Origin of the sequence: Lunatibacter salilacus, from assembly GCF_009797935.1 — a bacterium.
GTDB classification, from domain to species: Bacteria; Bacteroidota; Bacteroidia; order Cytophagales; family Cyclobacteriaceae; genus Lunatibacter; species Lunatibacter salilacus.
In genome coordinates this window covers 78,185-95,942 of record NZ_VOLC01000008.1, presented here as the reverse complement: position 1 = coordinate 95,942, position 17,758 = coordinate 78,185, and the positions used below count along the sequence as shown (strand labels likewise).

Sequence of the window (17,758 nt, the reverse complement as noted above, 5' to 3'; positions counted from 1 at the left end):
TCTATTTCAACCTATAATTCAACCTCCCAAAGAAAAACGCCCCCGACATCCCCATTTGCTCCGGAGCATATTTAAATACACCGAAATAGCTGTTTTCATAAATTTGCAAATCAGGAAACACATTCAGCAAGTTGTTGGACCCGACGGTGGCGGCCAATTCTGGGGTCAGTTGATAGGACAACGATAAATCGGTTACAATCTTAGGGGTGAGCCGCTGGATTTTTCCAAAGGGAAACCCATCCCGAACCACGTCTCCAAAATAGGTATTCCTAAAAAGCACACTCCACTTAGAAGCTGAATAGGTGGTGGAGAAGGCCACCTTCGTACGTGGGTTTCCCCTTTCGATGGCCATGCTTGCCGCTGGATTTAGAAACACACCTTCCTGACCTATCAATTCTTCGGAAATATTTAAATCCCCAACAATGGTGGTTTCATTATGATTTCCCGCTAAAATAAAATCCAAAATCCCACCCCCAGCAGGTAGGCTGTACGTAGCCACTAAATCCAGTCCCACGGTCTCCGTGTTAATTCCATTTGTCAAGATACGTGCTGTCTCCGCTCCAAGTGGCAAGAGAAGACGTTGGATTGGAGGCACAGGGGTGCCAAATGCATCCTGCCCAAAATCCCCCGTCAAGATAATCCTATCATCCACATCGATCTTGTAGGCATCAAGCGTGATGCTGAATCCATTCCCCGGATTGAAGGTAACTCCCGCACTATAGTTTCTAGACCGCTCTTCCTTTAGACTTGGAATACCAAGGGTTTGGGCAATGACACCTTCATTGGTAAATATTCCGGACTGCCCTAACTGGCCGCTTGGAAGAATATTCGTACTTACATAGCTAAAGTACCGCTGATGCAGGGAGGGCGCTCGAAATCCGGTGCTTATTGTGGCTCTTCCCGCCAACGAATTTGTAAAGCGGTACATGGTGGCCAGCTTTCCCGTTAGCGCACTGCCAAAATCACTGTAGGTCTCATACCTTGCGGCGGCGGCCACTGTCCAAGCCTTGACCACATCCAGCTCGGCATCGGCGTAAAAAGCCACGTTGGTCCGGTTTTCGTTGACCTCGTTTTCCGGTCTGAATCCCTGAAAGGACTGAGAACCACCTGCAATACCGGATGGATTGCTGATAGAACCATCCGGGTTGGTTACAAACTGGTAATTTCGGTAGGATGCCTCCTCACCGGATCGGATTTGATAATTCTCCAGACGGAATTCCGCTCCACCTGCCAGATTAAATCCAGCCGCAATGTCCTTAAAAAACTTCCTTCCGTCGAGATTGATGGTGTTTTGAGTAAACTGATGTGCTCCCGCATCGAAGCGGGTAGGACTGTTTGCACCCATGGAGGCATTGTTAGTATTTGTAACGATATAGTCAAAGCTGTTGGTGCCAAAGGTATTACTTAGGTCTACTACCCAACCCTTGCCAACGTCAAACTTTGAACCTACTGCCAACGAACCATCAAAGATTTCAGATTCTGTGTTGGGTTGGAAGCCAAATGGAAATAGTTCGGTTACCACATTACTGGTTTCGCTGGGCAGTCGGCGGAAACCGTTACCTAGACCCTGCCGAAAATTGACCCCGCCAAAACTGTAAAATTCATGTTGCCCATTGTTTCCAAAGGGAAGACCTAAATTGACAAAACCTGCCAAATTCTTGGTTTGGGCATCTCCTATGCGGAAATTAAAATCATCCCTGCTCAATCCGTTTTGTGCCAGCATATCGTCATCATACTGCCTGGATGCCATAGAATTGGATGTAAAATCATAAGCAAAGAAATTCCCCAAAGCAGACTGGTCAAAAATAATTAGATCGTGATTCCCCGTCCGGTTGGTTGTGCCACGGAAGGAATAATCCCCCGTAAAGTTTAGGTAACCCCCCTTTTTCCCAAGGGCACTCCCATAGTTTGCGTTGACTTGAAAATATTCACCGTCCCCACTGGAAGTGACTCCGCTACCTGCGTAGATGTCGAGCGCATCCGTATTTTGCTTTAGGATAATATTAACAACTCCCGCAATAGCGTCTGATCCATATTGTGCGGATGCGCCGTCCCGTAAAACCTCCACACGCTCAATGGCGGCTGCGGGGATAGCATTGAGGTCTGTACCTACCGAACCCACCCCAAGGGACCCCTGATTATTGAGCAGCGAAGTGGTGTGCCTGCGCTTGCCATTTATTAATACCAAGGTCTGATCCGGGCCCAACCCACGAATGACCGCGGGGTCAATATGTTCGGAGCCATCCGAAGAAGATTGCCGGTTGGACTGGAAAGAAGGCACAGCATACGTCAACATTTGGCTTACATCGATCTGCGGAGAAAGTTTTTGGATATTCGAAAAAGGAATAACATCAATAGGTACAGGTGAGGTCAGCTCACTACGGTTGGGGTTTCTGGATCCCACCAATGTAAAGCCTTGAAGCAGATTTACATCTTCTGCCAGACTCACCATAAGGTTAAAATTACTTTCAACGGGAATTTCCTCCCGGACATAACCGAGTTGGGAAATAACTATCAATTCTCCGGAAATGGCCCGTATTTGAAAATTACCATCCAAATCTGTGATTGTTCCTCGACGGGTTCCCTGCACCACTACAGCCGCTCCGACAAGGGGCTCTTGGGTAACTTTATCGGTCACATTACCCGTGACCAAGGTCTGCCCATTAGACAGGAGAGGCGTTATAAGAATCAAAACTGCGATCAGTAAATTTCTTTTCATAGCATTTCATCGATTTGCTCCCAATAGGAATTCTTACTTGGCTGGCTTTAGCTGGATTTTCCAACCTTCGCCACTTTTTATTTCATATGCTGTAGCGAAGTTGCCCTGATTGATGGCCAGGGAAAAATTCAGCAGACTGTTAAGATACGCCAAATTCTCACCAACCCCCACATCCTCAAAGGTTTTTGAAAAAGGAACTTCTTCATCGAAAACGATTCTATCGTGATAAATTATACTAACTTTCAACAAATCTCCGTAGCTTAGGTTTAGCTTTTCCACCAGTGACTGGTGAATATTTGTCCAAATATTGCCATACTGCGGATCTAGAATGATGATATTGCCTCTAATCACACCGCCTTCCATTCGGGGTCTTTCGTAGGGTAGGACTACAATTTTTGCGGGAAGTTCCCCTCCTACCTCCTCAAAAGATATTTTTCCGGAGGCAAGCGCCGCCCCTGTGTAGGCGTAAACATCCCTTCCGTGAAAGGTGTATGACTTTTCGGAATTTGCACGGCGGTTCTTTGCTTCATCAATCCCCCTTACCTGTTCTATTCCTAGCGTTTCCGCAACCAGCGTCAGAGTGCCATTGTCAGGGGTGACAAAAAAGTGCCCGCTCTTGGTCTTCAGCACGACAGATTTACGTTCGCTTCCCACACCGGGGTCCACCACGGATACAAATACGGTTCCGGCAGGCCAATACTCCGCCGTTTGCTCCAGCCTATAAGCAGCTTCCCAAATATCGAACGGCGGAATTTCATGGGTAAGATCAAATATTTTCAGGTCACTGGACAGGCCCACGGCAACCCCTTTCATGGCCGCTACCGCCCCATCTTTGGTACCAAAATCTGACTGAAACACCAAGACCTGATTTTGGGCTCGCACCTGCAAGCATACAACAAAAAGAAACAAAACAAGATGTAAGCGTTTATTCATAAGAGAATGTGTAAAGTGTCCTATTACAAATATCCATAAATTTGGCAAAAATTTCATTTCAAATACCTATTTCAAATACCCTATATTTGCATAATTCCAAAAATATTCCTGCTTTGCAAGATCTGCTGCTCCTTACCCCGCCTTTTACCCAACTCAACACCCCCTATCCGGCTACAGCTTACCTAACGGGGTTTCTAAAGACGAAAGGAATTTCTTCTTTTCAGATGGATTTGGGTTTGGAAGTAATCTTGGTACTTTTTTCCAAAAAAGGCATGGCAGGAGTTTTTGACTTAGCAGTCGATCAGAAAACCATCGTCTCTGCTAATTCCCGTAGGATTTATACCTTAAGAGAAAAGTATTTACAGGTATTGGAAGATGTCGTCCAGTTCTTACAGGGGAAAAACCAGACCTTTGCCCGTCTGCTTTGTACGGAAAATTTCCTTCCCCGTGCCTCCCGGTTTGAAACGCTGGATGATATGGAATATGCCTTTGGACTGATGGGTATGCAGGACAAGGCCAAGCACTATGCCACCCTGTTTTTAGAGGACCTGTCTGATTTTATCATTGAGTGCGTGGATCCGGACTTTGGGTTTAGCCGCTATGCGGAGCGACTCGGACAAAGTGCCAATTCTTTTGATGAATTGTATGATCAATTAAATAGTGAGCCCACCTATATCGATAGAATTACGCTAAGCATTTTTAAAAAGACGCTTGCCGAAGTCAAACCCAAATTGGTTTGCTTTTCCGTTCCTTTTCCCGGCAACCTTTACAGTGCCTTTCGCTGTGCACAGTGGTTAAAACAACATCGGCCAGAAATAAAAATAGCCATGGGAGGAGGCTTTCCAAATACAGAACTCCGATCCCTGAAAGATCCAAGGGTGTTTGAATTTGTCGATTACATTACCTTGGATGATGGTGAAATGCCCATTGAATTGTTGGCTACCCAAGTATTGGATCCTTCTCCTTCCAATCCTAATTTCGGATTGTATAAACGCACCTTCCTTTTGCAGGATGGAGAAGTGGTCTTCAAAAATAATTCGCCCAAGCCAGATTACAAACAACAGGATGTGGGCACCCCGGATTATTCCGACCTGCTGCTGACCCAATATATTTCGGTTATTGAGATGACTAATCCGATGCACAGCCTTTGGAGCGATGGGCGTTGGAATAAGCTTACCATGGCGCATGGATGTTATTGGGGAAAATGCACCTTTTGTGACGTATCGCTGGATTATATAAAAATCTACGAACCCATAGCTGCCCGCACGCTAGTGAACCGGATGGAGGAACTTATCCTTCAAACAGGAACCAATGGGTTTCATTTTGTAGATGAGGCCGCGCCGCCAGCGTTGATGCGGGCGTTGGCTTTGGAAATTATCCGGCGAAAATTGACCGTTACCTGGTGGACCAATATTCGGTTTGAGAAGAGTTTCACCCTTGACCTTTGTCGGCTTCTCAAAGAATCCGGCTGCATTGCCGTTTCAGGCGGCTTGGAAGTAGCATCCGACAGACTGCTCAAATTGATAGACAAGGGGGTGACGGTAGCACAAGTGGCCCGGGTTACCCGAAATTTTACCGAATCCCATATCATGGTGCACGCCTATCTGATGTACGGCTATCCCACCCAGACGGTACAGGAAACGGTGGACAGCCTGGAGATGGTCCGGCAGTTGTTTGAAGAAGGAATTATTCAGTCGGGCTTTTGGCATCAGTTTGCGCTGACCGCCCATAGTCCTATAGGCCTGAATCCGGACGCGTACCATATTGTTCCGCATAAAAAGGAAATCAACTTTGCGGACAACGAAGTCGCTTTTTCGGATAGTACGGGTATTGATCACAGCAAATTCAGCTTTGGACTGAAAAAATCCCTGTTCAACTTTATGCATGGGATTGGCTTTGAGATGAAGCTGCAGGAATGGTTTGATTTTAAAATTCCCAGAACCGCCATTGCCCGTGATTTTATTGCAACCTGCCTTGCGCTAGACGATGATATTTTAACCAAGCCCACGGCAAAAATTGTCTGGATCGGGGCAGAACCCGAAGTATCCCTTCAGACCCGAACAAAAAAAGGGAAAAGCAAGCAGGTTATGGTACTCACCTTTCACACTCCCGAAGGAGAGGATCAGGTGGTATTGGATCAAGAAAGGGGTGATTGGGTACTGGCAATGATCAAGCAAAGCAGTGTTCATGCCGGGAAGCCGCTGACATTTGCCGAGGTAAAGGGCGGTTATGAGAGCCTCTTTGGAGATATGGCACCCTTTTGGTATTCCAAACCTGTATATTCGTTACGGGAAGCGGGGTTGTTGGTGATATAAATCCGCGGAGCCTTATTTCACCACCTATTTAAATGCGATATAGATATTTATAAAAATTAATTGGATTTAGTAAACCCTTCTAGAAAGACGAAATGACATGAGCACTTCAAAGGCTCCAAAAAATCTTTCAAGGTTGAAACCCAACTTAAGTTAATTAGCCTTTTTGGTTTTAAATACCCATTGCTTTTACCTCCTCCAAGTTATAGATATTCTGGTTGGAGTTTTCACTGAAATCAAGTAATTCCGGTAGGGGTAATTTTTCTGTATTTTGAATCAAAGGCCAACTTGGCGGAGCAAATGTCCAGTTTCCTTCTGGATCTTTCATGTGGCTTCTGTCCGAAAAGAAGAGATGGATAAAATTATTTGAATCAATTGCCTTAAAAGCAGGTTGCTCATTCTCGTACTCGGACCGGAATGTTAGTTCAAGATACCTCCCAAGCGGGGAAGGTAAATCTAAGGTAGAGTCAAAGTCATAGATAAGGCTAGCCTCAGGGGAAGAGGCTAGCATTACAACATGGTAATCCCAACGAACAGTGTCTTGCCCTACAGCTGACTTCTGATGCCACAAGGGACAGTTTCTGCTGCGATTGGAAATGATCAAAACTGTTTTGGTGAAAGCTGCCAATTCAGGGTTTTGACATAGATGCCAAATATTTTCTTCACAAAAGTTAGCGGTGTACTTGAAGGTTTCTAATTTCATATAGGGAGCGCAAAGTACGTCAATTTTACCAACAATGCAGCCGTACAGTCATCACATCCTTCAAGGTTTTACCTAAACTATGGAAAACGAACCGGGGAAAAAGAAAAACTTTATGGAAAATCCGCATGCCTGAGCTTAGGTTTGCCAGATCTTCTGTATGGTTTTCCTGCCAATCTACTGTACTGATTGTTCATTCGTTTTTTTGGGTCATGGTTTGGAGAATTCTCTTAGATATTCGCAAGGCCTTGTCAATGTCTTCCTCAGTATGCACGGCACTGATGTACCAAAGCCCTCTTCCGATTACCCGCAATCCCGAATCGTGAAGTCCCCCGATAAACTGCTTCAATTTACCCTTATCGAAGAGCTGAACATCTCTGAAATCGTTCACCTCCTCTTGATCAATAAATCCGGTGTGGATAACCGGCCCCAACCCCTGTACCAATAAATTAACACCCACTTCCGCAGCCTGTTTTCTCAATCCTGACCGTAGCCTTTCTCCGAGTGCAAACATCTTGGGATAAGGGTCATCCCTTTTGAGGATGCTCACGGTCGCCAATGCCGCTGCCACCGTTGGATTGCACGAATTCAAGGTACCTGCATGAATAACCCGGGCTGTGACAATTTCGTCCATCCAGATTTTCTTCCCTACTATTGCACTGATCGGGTAGCCGCTACCTATAGCTTTTGCAAAAATGGACATATCGGGTGTGACTTTAAAGTACCCCTGAGCACCCGAAAGTCCCAGCCGAAACCCTGTAATCACCTCATCAAAAATCAGGGCAATTCCATACTCGTCACACAAACTTCTCAGGCCTTCCAAAAAACCTTCCTTTGGGGGAATACAGCCGCTGTTGCACATCATGGGCTCTGTGATTATGGCCGCAATTTCCTGATGGTTTTCTTCCAGTGTCTTTTGTACCAATTCCAGGTCATTCCATGGTAGGACTAAAAATTCCTCCCGTGACATCTCCGGCAAACCCTGACTCCAGGCATACACATTCGGATGTAGTCGGTCTCCCAGGGCCTCTGCGGAGGGAGCAGAAATCCCCCAAGAAACATTATCCAACCAGCCATGGTAGTGTCCTTCAAACCGTAAAAATTTAGTTTTGCCTGTCTTGGAGCGGGCCACGCGAAAAGCAGTATGAACCGCCTCTGAGCCATCGAGGCAAAATCGCATCATCTCAGCAGAAGGGATGATTTGGTTGAGCAATTCTGCCAATTCGACTTCCTGCTGATGCTGTCCGGCAAACAGCTGCCCATCTTCGGAATAGTCGTGCACTGCGTCCAGCACTTCCCGGTTGGAATGGCCAAGGATAAGTGGCCCTTGGCTTAGGGTAAAGTCCAGGTATTCATTACCATCTACATCATACAGGTGGACTCCCTTACCATGGGTATAAAATAGGGCATGTGGGTGGTTGTATTTTCTAAATTCGGACGAGACCCCGGCGGCAAGCACTTTACTAGCCCGGTCTAACCATTCCTTCGATTTTATATATTGGGTATCAGACATAACTTATTCTTTTTTGGTTTTTTAGGGATATTCATCGGCAAGATGAAAGATTTCTTTGTTGAATTCGGGTTTAGCTATTTATCACTATTGAAGCATTTCCATTTTCGATTAGTCGAAAAACATGCATTTGTACTGCATACATCAGCCTAATTGTCACAAAGCCCCGAATGTCCCTTTTTACAAACGTCGGTTCCTTGTTCCAAGAGTGAGCGAGGTCAAAAGCCCATTGCAAGTTAAGGTTTAAAAATAATTATTTTAACTTTGATTGCGGCAGAAACCATTAAAATACCCATTCAAAAGTTTCAGGAACCCGTAAACATACTATTCGTATTCTTATAAATGTGATACTAATTTAATACTGGAAAATCCCCAGTTTTCATAAACAAACGAACCCTATTGTGTAATTTTGAAAATCACAGGTTACAAATTACCCGCCGGACCATACTTATATATGAAGCAAGATCCATTGTGGAATGATGTCCAAATTTTGGAAGAGCTCCGAAATGCCCAAACCATCAACCAAGCACTCGATAGGCTTTATGAGGTTCATTACAGCATGCTGGAGTTCTTCATCCTTCAAAACAGCGGTAGTCAAACAGATGCACAAGATACGATTCAAGAAACCATGGTTGTATTCGTCAACATGGTGCATGATAACAAATATCGTGGAGATGCCAGTATCAAATCTATGCTCTATAGCATCAACAGAAATGTATGGCTGAGCGAGTTGAGAAGGCGGAAGAACAGAGTCCAACGGGATATACTTTTCGAAAGTGAAAAAGAGATTGAAATAGGGGATTATAGTGAGGAATTAATTAAGATGGAAGGGTATAAGATGATGATGGAACTCTTTGATAAGCTAGGAAAAGGGTGTAGATCTATTCTTACCTTATTTTATTTTGACAATCTCTCCATGGAAGAAATCGTGGAAAAAGAACAACTCTCCAGCGAACAGGTCCTGCGGAATAAAAAATACAAGTGCATGAAGGCACTTACCGCGAAGATTGAGTCCAGTGAAGAATTATACGAAAAAGTAAAAACAGCTTTAAGTCATGGATTACAGTGAAGATGATCGAATATTGATAGATTACCTGGATGGTAATTTGGAAGCAGCGGGAGTACAGGTGTTGGAAAATCGGCTGATGCGTGAAACTAAATTGAAACAGAAGCTTGCCCTATATGAATGGAGTAGGCAAACTGTACGGGTAAAGGCTATTCGGAATCTTGTCGAGCAAAGTCACAATGGCTTTCTAAACAGAAATAATGGCAATCAGGTATCTGAGAAATTTGATACAACTCGGGTAGTAAGGATCCCTTTTTTTGCAAAATGGATAGGAATAGCAGCCAGTATTCTGTTCTTTATAGCGATAGGTGGTGTATTAAACCTCAGTAGCCTTTCTGGAACTGATCTTTATCAAGATAAATTCCTCTCCTATGAAATCTCCTCCTTTAGGGGGGACTCTGAAAATGCATCCAGCATCCAAGACCTATACCGAAGTGGCGATTTTGCGGCGGTCCTTGCTGTATTCCCAGTAGAGGCATTGGAAGGTCTTTCCAAAGACGAGTTACTTCTTTTGGGTATTTCAGCATTGGAGACTAACAAACCCCAACAGGCCCTTATCTATTTGGATTTGCTCAACCAGCGAAATTCACTGGATCAATCTGGTGAATTACAGGATGAACGGGATTTTTATACTGCATTGGCAAATATACAGATGAATAATTTCACTGAGGGTTACGCACTAATTTCGGACATCACTCAAGATTCAGCACACAAATACAACCGGAATTTCCCCTTGGGCTACCGGGCAAAAATCAAGATGCTTTCTTTGATTAAGTAACCAAAATTTTCATTCCCCAGAATAGATATATTCTCTTGTAATTCTAAGGGATATTCCAAAGGAGGTATCAAATTCCTTCATTTGGGACAGTCTCCCCTTTTCGTCATAAGCGTACTGATACAATGGCACTAAATTAGGTCCGTCATCCTGATTTCCATAAGCAACTTCCCTAGCTATCATCCGGTCTGCGTCATCATACCGATAAATTAATTCCCTAAAAGTTGCGTCTGGATTCCCATAAATAATCCAGCTTTCGGTCTTTATTCTACCGTTTTCATCATAGGCGTATCTATATCCCTCCATCCCAAAGCGGCTTTCAATCAACCTTCCAATGGAATCATATGATTTTTCGATAAGCAGTATTCTTTCTCTATCAGGCCTTAAGCTATAGGTTTCGATTTCCATGTCCAGCGAATTATACACATATTCGGTTGCCACCTCCCACTCAAATACCCCATTTCGCTTAATGAAATTTATCAGATGAACCCTATTACCCCTTTCATCATAATCTGAAAGCGTGATGCCTGTAGTATCCGCATTCATATTCAAACCTACAACCAGCACCTGTTTGCCCTGCTGATCATAATAAAAATTTGAATATCCTTTGGGAACAGTCTCCGAGTGATTGAAAAATCTCACTTGGACTAAGCGGTCAATTGGTTGGGAAAGTTCAGTTGCCATGACAGCCTGCAAACTTCTCAAAAAAGAATCTCCCAAGCTTTCGGTTTCGAGCTCTTCTTCAGCTTGTCCATCATCCGTTATTGTGCAGCCTAGCATCAGGAGCAACAGACTGAACAAAAATATTGCTGAATATTTCTTCATTGCACGTCATTTTACATACATCTTATTAGAACGTAATTTGCGCAGGTATAGCCATATACAGACGAAAATACTCAAAGAAAGTAAGAAAATCAATATCCATTTCCATGTAGGTATGGAATTAACTTCCGGGGATAATCCTCCGATAAAGACGAGACTACTCCAAAAGTACGGGTGATTGTATTGGGCCATAGTAGGATCCTGCAGCAGTTCCACCTTGGCAAGCTGTAGTGCTTTAGCCATGGAAAAGCCATCTTCAAGATTTTTATAAAATCGATGACTGAGGTAGGCAACTACCTTGTCCTCGGCTTTCCAAATACTCCCGACAATATTGGGGCAACCCGCATAAGCGAACGCTCTTGATAGGCTGATAAGCCCTTCACTACTCAGGATATTTCCCGAATGGGTATCGCAGGCGCTTAAAAACACAAGACGGGCTTCCTGCAAATCCAGTGAATACAATTCGTCGTAAAAGAGCCGGAAATCATCTTCTTCAGGAAAAAAAGCAATAAAAGCTCTATCGGGATCTTCTAATTCCGCTTTGGCATGCGTTGCCAAATGGATGATAGAAGCATCTTCTACCACTGCCAAAAACTGTTGTTTGGTGGCTTGATTATGTAAATATTTTTGTCCGTTAACCCCCTCTAACTCTACTTCTGCAAAAGGCAACACAGAGAAATCCTCTTTCCCAACTGAATTCCCTATTTTATTAAACGGTGCAAAACCCACCGCGTTTTGGAGCAAATCGGACTTTATTAAAGGAGACGATGCCAAAAATTTAGCTGAAAACTGATAGGAAATCACATGATTTTCGACTAAATATTTCCCACGTGAATTAATCAGCATCTCTATGGGTTGATTTGTCAATTTTCCATCCGGAAATACGACCCAAGCTGCTTTAGACCCCAACAAGGATTCCACATCAGAAAATAGAATACGGAAAACCTCTCTGCTGACTTGATCCAATTTGCTGCGACTCTTCCCCGATGAAGACAATAGTAACTCTTGTAAAGAATCTAATTCACTATTCAATTTATTTGCCTCCCGAATTTCGGTGGCCTGAATCCCGTCATTTGTGATGATGAATCTGTACAACACGTTTCCTTCCCAGAAAAAGGATAATAGTGCGGTATTACTTTGATTTGTAACACCTGAAATGTAGGTGTGATCCAGCCTATCTTTCACCCATGTGGTGTCCACGGTAGTTGTCGGACGCTGATAAGTAGAATAAATACGGGAAAGGGCAAGACGAATATCCCGTATCTCATTTTCCAAATATCGGATGTGTTCCGGGTCCTCATTTTCAATAATCTGTCGGTTAGCCTTGGAAAGCATCATTTTTAGGTCCCTTTCCTCCTGCCGCTGAAAATGTGAAACTCCGGACTCAGTTCGTGTTAACTGCTCATTTAGCGCTAGCTCAAGAGCTGAGGATTTACTTTCCTCCGTCCAATTAAATGCCTGCCAAGCAAAGCCTTTATCTCCCGTGGCACTATATCTTTTCATTGAAGCCACTATGGCATCACGATAAGCCGCCTGGGTCTTTTCTCCCAAAAAAAGCCGGGCTTCTTCATTGTCATAAAAATTACCCATGTAATAGACCATAGAAAAAGCAGCCCGGAAGGTATCAAAACCCAAGTTGAAAAAGTCATCACTATATCCGGAGTTTGCCGCTTTCAGGAAAACATCTGCTTTTATCAATAAACATTCAAAAAGAGCAAGCATCCCCCAATTGTTGGAACTCGGATCGGGGTTTACCCGATAATCCAGCGAGGAGAAGCCTTCACTAAATCGGACTATTGCTTGTTGAATTGCCTCCAAAGCAGGTGCGTAAGCGCCCTTTTCAAGATAAACTTTTGTCAATAATTTATAAGATATACCCAGCTGGTAAGTATTATCAAAATTTTCTTTCTCTATAGCTCCTTTTTCCGAAATCAGCTTTCGCAACATACTTTCAGCCTGGGCATATTTTCCTTGTGCAATGTAAATATCAGCTACAAGATTTCGGTTGACCAATAACTCCCTTTCGGTGTCGGACTGAATCTGTTCCATGTAAAATGCCGCAGAATCAGGAAGGTTTCTTTCCACATATAAGGATGCCAATTTACTGTAAATGGCATCTGGCTTGGAGGTAAACTCAAGCAAATCAAGGTAAAGTGAAATTGCCTTTTTGAATTCCCTCAAGTTGGCGTAAGCCGATGCCTCATTGCTTTGAAAGCTCTCTATGGCGAAAAGCGCATTTCCGTTTGGAGGAGGCAAAGAAGTGTCTTTCCATACCAGCGACTTTGCTTTTGAAAAATAGGTGATTGCCTGAACATAATTACCCATTTCATAGTAGGTGACGCCCAAGGAATTATATAATCTTCCCTTATCATCGATGGATTGTTTTTGCTCCAAGATGCGTTCTGCCTGCTTTAAGAAAAAAATACTACTGTCTCCCTTGTTGAGCATAAAATAACTGTCGCCTAAATACAACAAAGGTTTGAATACAAGGGTATCTGTCAATCCACCTAGCTCAAAAAAATTCTTTGCCACCAAAAGGCTTCGGATCGCCCGCTCCGGTTTTCCTTCTATCAAAAACAATATCCCTAATTTTTGTTGGGAGTCAAACTGTATTTCTCTGGGGACCTCTACGGAAGGAATTCTTAATAGCTCCTGAAAAATCCGTATAGCGACGCTGTCCGTCTCTTCAGTAGGTTCTGGCAGTTCAAAAAGGCGAAGTCCCTCTTCATATAGATTAATGACCTTTGCGGATTGGGCAAAAAGGGGCGATAAGGTCATCAAATCCAGAATGACAAGAAGAAGAAGAACCCTATAAACGATTTTCATTCAGAAATTATCTTAACCTTGAGACAACCACCAAATATGGAGGCCTCGCTCTGCCACTAGGAGGCGCAAGACGGGATCGGCTAGGAGCAACTCGGAAGAAGGGATTAGTATTAAAATCCTCATCACCGAAAATTTGTGTCTGCCTGTCCTCAATCTCTTCCAATAACTGGGGCGGCACATCCCCCATCGTCTCAAAGTAAAAAAACCGCAACCCTATGGAATTAAGCGCACCGTCACTTTCATCGGGCAGACGATAATACATCTCCACGTCTACCTCCTGTCCGTTTGTAGGGTTTTGTCCAAAAAAATCATTGTCTACTGTCTGCTGCAAATCTATCGCTCCATTTCGCTCGTTGACAGCAACACCCAAATCAGAGATCCGGTTGCCCTCCGGCCCCTTTAAATCAAAATGGCATTCTTCCTGGTGATCTCCCAAATCACATGGAATGACACCACTGATAGATGCATTGTATGTGGGTGTGACCTGAGTCTCCCCCTGATCTAAGACAAATGGGCTATCAATGTAATTAATACCACTTATCGTCAGGGTGTAACTACAGGCGGTTTGTAATGCTTCATTCTCTAGGATGATTTTGTATTTTAGACCCGCTTCACTGGCATTTATGTCAATCTCTCCCGTGTTCGGGTCAATGGACAACCCTTCAGGAAGAGAACGGAAAGTTCCCTCTAACATATTTTGAGGCAGTACCTTGTAATCTACACCTTCACGGACATAAAAAATAGTATCGCCATAACTAATTCCTACACAATCTTCTAGTGGAAGATAGGATTCGAGCTCATTATTTTCTGACCCAAAACAGGAAAAAAGACCTAAGGAAATAACGAAAAAGTACACTTGTGGAAGTAATTTGTTTTTCATGAGGGTTTTATATTTTAAGTCTTAATCAAACCGTATGCGAAATAATATTTCCTCAGCCCAAATTTGGCCTGAGGAAGTTATAGGAAAGTACGAACGATGATCGTCATTTTACTTCCTACTTTTTTTACATCTCAATTCTTATTCTAATCCTTAGGGTAGCAGGATTTTCATATTTTACTTGAACCCATAGCAGTATATGGACACAATAGAACGTCATTTAAAGGACTAGGGAGTCCCTAAATTAATTAGCAGGGTGATGCCAAGTTAGATTAGCAATAATCCTACCAACATAACGTAAAATGTCGTGTATATTTATTTTTTTGCAAATTAAATTTTAACTGCATAAATATAACATTTAAGTATCGTATGGATTTTTTTTCTCATCATGTATGAATTTGCGGGAAAAGGGATTAAATTTGAGTTTATGCGGGTATAGCTCAGTTGGTAGAGCGTCAGCTTCCCAAGCTGAAGGCCGTCGGTTCGAGACCGATTACCCGCTCTATACTATTTTTAAGTGAACATTGTTTTACCGTGATTTAGGATAACCCCTGTTTAAAAATTCTTGTTTTGGTAGAATTTAAAGATGATTTTTTGTCAGGTTATCCAAATATATTGAATCACCACCTTGAATCCAAGATGACTAACATCATATAACCGAAGAAAACTCCTCTAAATAACCACATATATAAAAGATTTTCTTAGGTCTCCCTGTCCTGTTATTTTTTTCTATATTTATGATACTATTTTTCAAGTAAAGCGGGTAGGTTTTCATCTTCTCGTATTTCTTATTATTTTAACCGAACAAAATCAGGGATTTATGAAATCGATAGAAGTTAGATTGCCTCAGGATTTTGACAAATCCTTTATCGTATTCAAAGAACAAGGCGACTATTTCCCTTGTCCCTGGCATTATCATCCAGAATATGAACTGGTTCTAGTAGTAAAAAGTACAGGAAAGCGCATGCTTAGTGATCATATAGGATACTTTCAGGAGGGAGATTTGGTGTGTATAGGACCCTACGTTCCCCATGTTTGGGTCAATGATTCTATTTATATCAACGGCCAGGCTGACTCCCCTGCAGAGGCCATTGTCATCCATTTTCAGGAACATTTTTTGGGAGAAGAATTCCTGAACATTCCCGAAATGGAAACTCTGAAAAACTTTCTTAAACTTTCCGTAAGGGGAATTTCACTACATGGCAATACGAAAAAACAGATCAATACCCTTATGACAGGGATGCTCCACATGAATGGCATTCAAAGGCTTTCCAGCCTCCTCTCTATATTTGACATCCTATCCCAAACCAAAGAATATGAGCTACTGGCAAGTCCGGGTTATTTGGATCAAGTGGATCCTCAGGGATCTGATCGCCTCTCCAAAATTAAAGAATATATTTTCAAAAATTTTGATAAGGACATCACTCTGCCAGAAGTAGCCTCACTGGCCAATATGGCAGTAACTACCTTTTGCAATTTCTTCAAGGAGCAGTACCGGATTACTTTTGTCGAATACTTAAACACGGTGAGGATTGGTCATGCATGCAAATTGCTTTCGGAAAATGACATGAATATCGTGGAAGTAGCCTTTGAATGTGGGTTTAATAATCTCGCAAACTTCAACAGGCAGTTTAAAAAGCAAAAAAAAATGACACCCTCACATTACAGAAAAGTTGTAAACATGCAAGAGGTAGCTTAGTCTCACCTAATAAATCGAAAACACACCCGCATCCCGCAGAGTAATTCTCATTCTTACGGCTTTGCCTGACAGGGAAGAAACATCCGTGCTTCCACCCCAATATAATTTTATGCCTAGTTCATTCCAATAAGTGCCTACTATTCGTTCCTAGAAAACCCGGGAATCTCCTGCCCTCCCTCATCAAAGACAAAGAAAGAAGAAAAAACAGACAAAGGAAACTCATTATTTCCTTTGTCTGTCAAATGGAAAATAGGGTTTACTTTCAAAACCTTATTACCGTTCCGGCAATATGCCTAATCTGGTTTTCCTTATTAAAATAATAAGTGATCAAGGCTTCATTTTCATTCAGCAACACCGCCCATGGATAACCGATGTCTGTACTCCCTCCATCCTCGCGTAGGATAATCTCTTCCGCTGTCTCAAAATCATTACATTCCGCATTTAAAATTCTCGCCCGAATTCCATAAGGCTTATGCCTGTACCCATATACCAGCAACACTCGGTCATCGGGCAAGCGAATGGCCTGTAAAGGATGTCCTTTAAAGCCCATTGACTGCCACGGGCCAAAACTTTTTCCGCCGTCGGTTGACCGTGCGATCACCGCCTGATCCTCGTGTTTTTCGGTACGGATAAATGCGACGACATCACCTTTTGGAGTCTCATACACAGAGGCCTCATTAAATACCACTTCATTGTCCACGGCTACCGGACAGGAGTACTGCCAAGTGAGCCCTTTGTCGTTAGAAATCAGCAAGTGGTTCGACGTCTTACTAGGCGATTGCTGATCGTGGGAAGCTACTATCCAAAAGATCCTTCCGTCTTTTCCTTCATATAAAGCTCCACGGTTGTAGGCCGGCACCGGATTTCCGGTTGGTGTATAATTTATTTCCGGTTGGATATGTGGTGGATAATATGGACCCTTCCAAGATCCCCCCCCATCCAAGGAACGGACTACATAGCCTCCTAAAAAAACATACCCCGAACCTGTCGTGAAATTCGGCACCTTGAGGTTTTGCCTGTCTTCTGCGGAAATCTGCGTCCAGCCGTAGCTTGTACAAAGCAGGGTGCCATCCGAAAGCTGTAGCAGGCAGGGATCTTGGGATCCTCCAAAATCATGTGCATACAAAAGCTCCGGCTCACCAGACCAATTAATGCCATCTTTGGATGTCATCTGAACGAGGTAGCTATTGGGATCGGTATGGCTGTATCCTTTGGACCCAAAATTCCTTCGGTTGGGCGCTCTTCGAAAGGACAGTAAAAACTCTCCATCGGGTTTACGTACGATGGAGGGAAATGCCGCATAGTATCTGTCGTCTTGATAAATGAGGATATCTTTCATTTTTTCGACGACTCGTTTCGTACTGTCAGCCGGATATGAAGGTTTTTCTGCAAAGGCGGAAAAAGAAAGGTAAAGGACATACGTGAGAAGAAGGGTACTTTTCATAGCGATACTCATTGCTTGGGTTAATCTAAATCGACGAAAGGAATCTTTGCTAGGTAAATCACTGACTTTTCTTCA

At 43.2% G+C, this 17,758-nt stretch carries 12 protein-coding genes and 1 tRNA gene; 5 read left to right on the top strand and 8 right to left on the bottom strand.

All coding sequences use genetic code 11. The features are described 5' to 3' along the window. Nucleotide 1: 1 nt before the first annotated feature. Together FQ608_RS12430 and FQ608_RS12425 are read right to left on the bottom strand one after the other, a co-directional pair. Nucleotides 2–2,719, bottom strand: a complete 2,718-nt coding sequence (locus FQ608_RS12430; RefSeq protein WP_158858559.1) for a TonB-dependent receptor — start codon at nt 2,717–2,719, stop codon at nt 2–4. A gap of 33 nt (nt 2,720–2,752) precedes the next feature. Next, nucleotides 2,753–3,652 (bottom strand): SAM hydrolase/SAM-dependent halogenase family protein, encoded by a 900-nt coding sequence (locus tag FQ608_RS12425; protein ID WP_158858558.1) that lies wholly within the window; start codon nt 3,650–3,652, stop codon nt 2,753–2,755. A gap of 86 nt (nt 3,653–3,738) precedes the next feature. Here FQ608_RS12425 and FQ608_RS12420 point away from each other — a divergent pair, with 86 nt between their 5' ends. After that, nucleotides 3,739–5,967, top strand: coding sequence for a B12-binding domain-containing radical SAM protein (locus FQ608_RS12420; protein WP_234364184.1), 2,229 nt, complete (start codon nt 3,739–3,741; stop codon nt 5,965–5,967). 169 nt (nt 5,968–6,136) lie between these two features. Here the strand turns inward: FQ608_RS12420 and FQ608_RS12415 are convergent, their stop codons facing one another. Both FQ608_RS12415 and FQ608_RS12410 read right to left on the bottom strand, forming a co-directional pair. Further along, the gene (locus tag FQ608_RS12415; RefSeq protein ID WP_158858557.1) at nt 6,137–6,667 is read right to left on the bottom strand and encodes a protein N-terminal glutamine amidohydrolase; all 531 of its coding nucleotides are present in this window, start codon (nt 6,665–6,667) and stop codon (nt 6,137–6,139) included. Nucleotides 6,668–6,857: 190 nt separating this feature from the next. After that, on the bottom strand, nt 6,858–8,177 hold the full coding sequence (locus tag FQ608_RS12410; protein WP_158858556.1) for an aspartate aminotransferase family protein: 1,320 nt from the start codon (nt 8,175–8,177) through the stop codon (nt 6,858–6,860). A 451-nt stretch (nt 8,178–8,628) separates the two neighbouring features. Between FQ608_RS12410 and FQ608_RS12405 the strand changes: the two genes are divergently transcribed. After that, complete coding sequence (locus FQ608_RS12405) at nt 8,629–9,243, top strand: RNA polymerase sigma factor (RefSeq protein ID WP_158858555.1); 615 nt, start codon at nt 8,629–8,631, stop codon at nt 9,241–9,243. Beyond that, on the top strand, nt 9,230–10,018 hold the full coding sequence (locus FQ608_RS12400) for a hypothetical protein (protein WP_158858554.1): 789 nt from the start codon (nt 9,230–9,232) through the stop codon (nt 10,016–10,018). Before FQ608_RS12405 ends, FQ608_RS12400 begins: the two co-directional genes overlap by 14 nt. A 9-nt stretch (nt 10,019–10,027) precedes the next feature. Here FQ608_RS12400 and FQ608_RS12395 read toward each other — a convergent pair whose 3' ends face one another. Genes FQ608_RS12395 through FQ608_RS12385 form a run of 3 tightly spaced genes read right to left on the bottom strand, consistent with a single transcriptional unit; the run spans nt 10,028 to nt 14,543 of the window. After that, nucleotides 10,028–10,840: a hypothetical protein gene (locus tag FQ608_RS12395; RefSeq protein ID WP_158858553.1), complete on the bottom strand. Its 813-nt coding sequence runs from the start codon at nt 10,838–10,840 to the stop codon at nt 10,028–10,030. A gap of 6 nt (nt 10,841–10,846) precedes the next feature. Then, nucleotides 10,847–13,663, bottom strand: a complete 2,817-nt coding sequence (locus FQ608_RS12390; protein ID WP_158858552.1) for a CHAT domain-containing protein — start codon at nt 13,661–13,663, stop codon at nt 10,847–10,849. A gap of 7 nt (nt 13,664–13,670) precedes the next feature. Next, on the bottom strand, nt 13,671–14,543 hold the full coding sequence (locus tag FQ608_RS12385; protein WP_158858551.1) for a hypothetical protein: 873 nt from the start codon (nt 14,541–14,543) through the stop codon (nt 13,671–13,673). A 426-nt stretch (nt 14,544–14,969) separates the two neighbouring features. Between FQ608_RS12385 and FQ608_RS12380 the strand changes: the two genes are divergently transcribed. After that, nucleotides 14,970–15,042 (top strand) — tRNA-Gly (locus FQ608_RS12380). A 318-nt stretch (nt 15,043–15,360) separates the two neighbouring features. Continuing rightward, entirely contained in the window at nt 15,361–16,239 is an 879-nt protein-coding gene (locus FQ608_RS12375) for an AraC family transcriptional regulator (protein WP_158858550.1), read from the top strand. 262 nt (nt 16,240–16,501) lie between these two features. On the opposite strand, the gene FQ608_RS12370 is transcribed toward FQ608_RS12375, so the two are convergent. Next, nucleotides 16,502–17,683 (bottom strand): sialidase family protein, encoded by a 1,182-nt coding sequence (locus FQ608_RS12370; RefSeq protein WP_158858549.1) that lies wholly within the window; start codon nt 17,681–17,683, stop codon nt 16,502–16,504. Nucleotides 17,684–17,758: the final 75 nt, after the last annotated feature.

Bases quoted from the DNA above. Each gene is read 5' to 3' on its own strand.
- FQ608_RS12395 (WP_158858553.1), bottom strand. From the start codon at position 10,840: ATGAAGAAATATTCAGCAATATTTTTGTTCAGTCTGTTGCTCCTGATG.
- FQ608_RS12385 (WP_158858551.1), bottom strand. From the start codon at position 14,543: ATGAAAAACAAATTACTTCCACAAGTGTACTTTTTCGTTATTTCCTTA.
- FQ608_RS12410 (WP_158858556.1), bottom strand. From the start codon at position 8,177: ATGTCTGATACCCAATATATAAAATCGAAGGAATGGTTAGACCGGGCT.
- FQ608_RS12425 (WP_158858558.1), bottom strand. From the start codon at position 3,652: ATGAATAAACGCTTACATCTTGTTTTGTTTCTTTTTGTTGTATGCTTG.
- FQ608_RS12370 (WP_158858549.1), bottom strand. From the start codon at position 17,683: ATGAAAAGTACCCTTCTTCTCACGTATGTCCTTTACCTTTCTTTTTCC.
- FQ608_RS12430 (WP_158858559.1), bottom strand. From the start codon at position 2,719: ATGAAAAGAAATTTACTGATCGCAGTTTTGATTCTTATAACGCCTCTC.
- FQ608_RS12400 (WP_158858554.1), top strand. From the start codon at position 9,230: ATGGATTACAGTGAAGATGATCGAATATTGATAGATTACCTGGATGGT.
- FQ608_RS12390 (WP_158858552.1), bottom strand. From the start codon at position 13,663: ATGAAAATCGTTTATAGGGTTCTTCTTCTTCTTGTCATTCTGGATTTG.
- FQ608_RS12415 (WP_158858557.1), bottom strand. From the start codon at position 6,667: ATGAAATTAGAAACCTTCAAGTACACCGCTAACTTTTGTGAAGAAAAT.
- FQ608_RS12375 (WP_158858550.1), top strand. From the start codon at position 15,361: ATGAAATCGATAGAAGTTAGATTGCCTCAGGATTTTGACAAATCCTTT.
- FQ608_RS12405 (WP_158858555.1), top strand. From the start codon at position 8,629: ATGAAGCAAGATCCATTGTGGAATGATGTCCAAATTTTGGAAGAGCTC.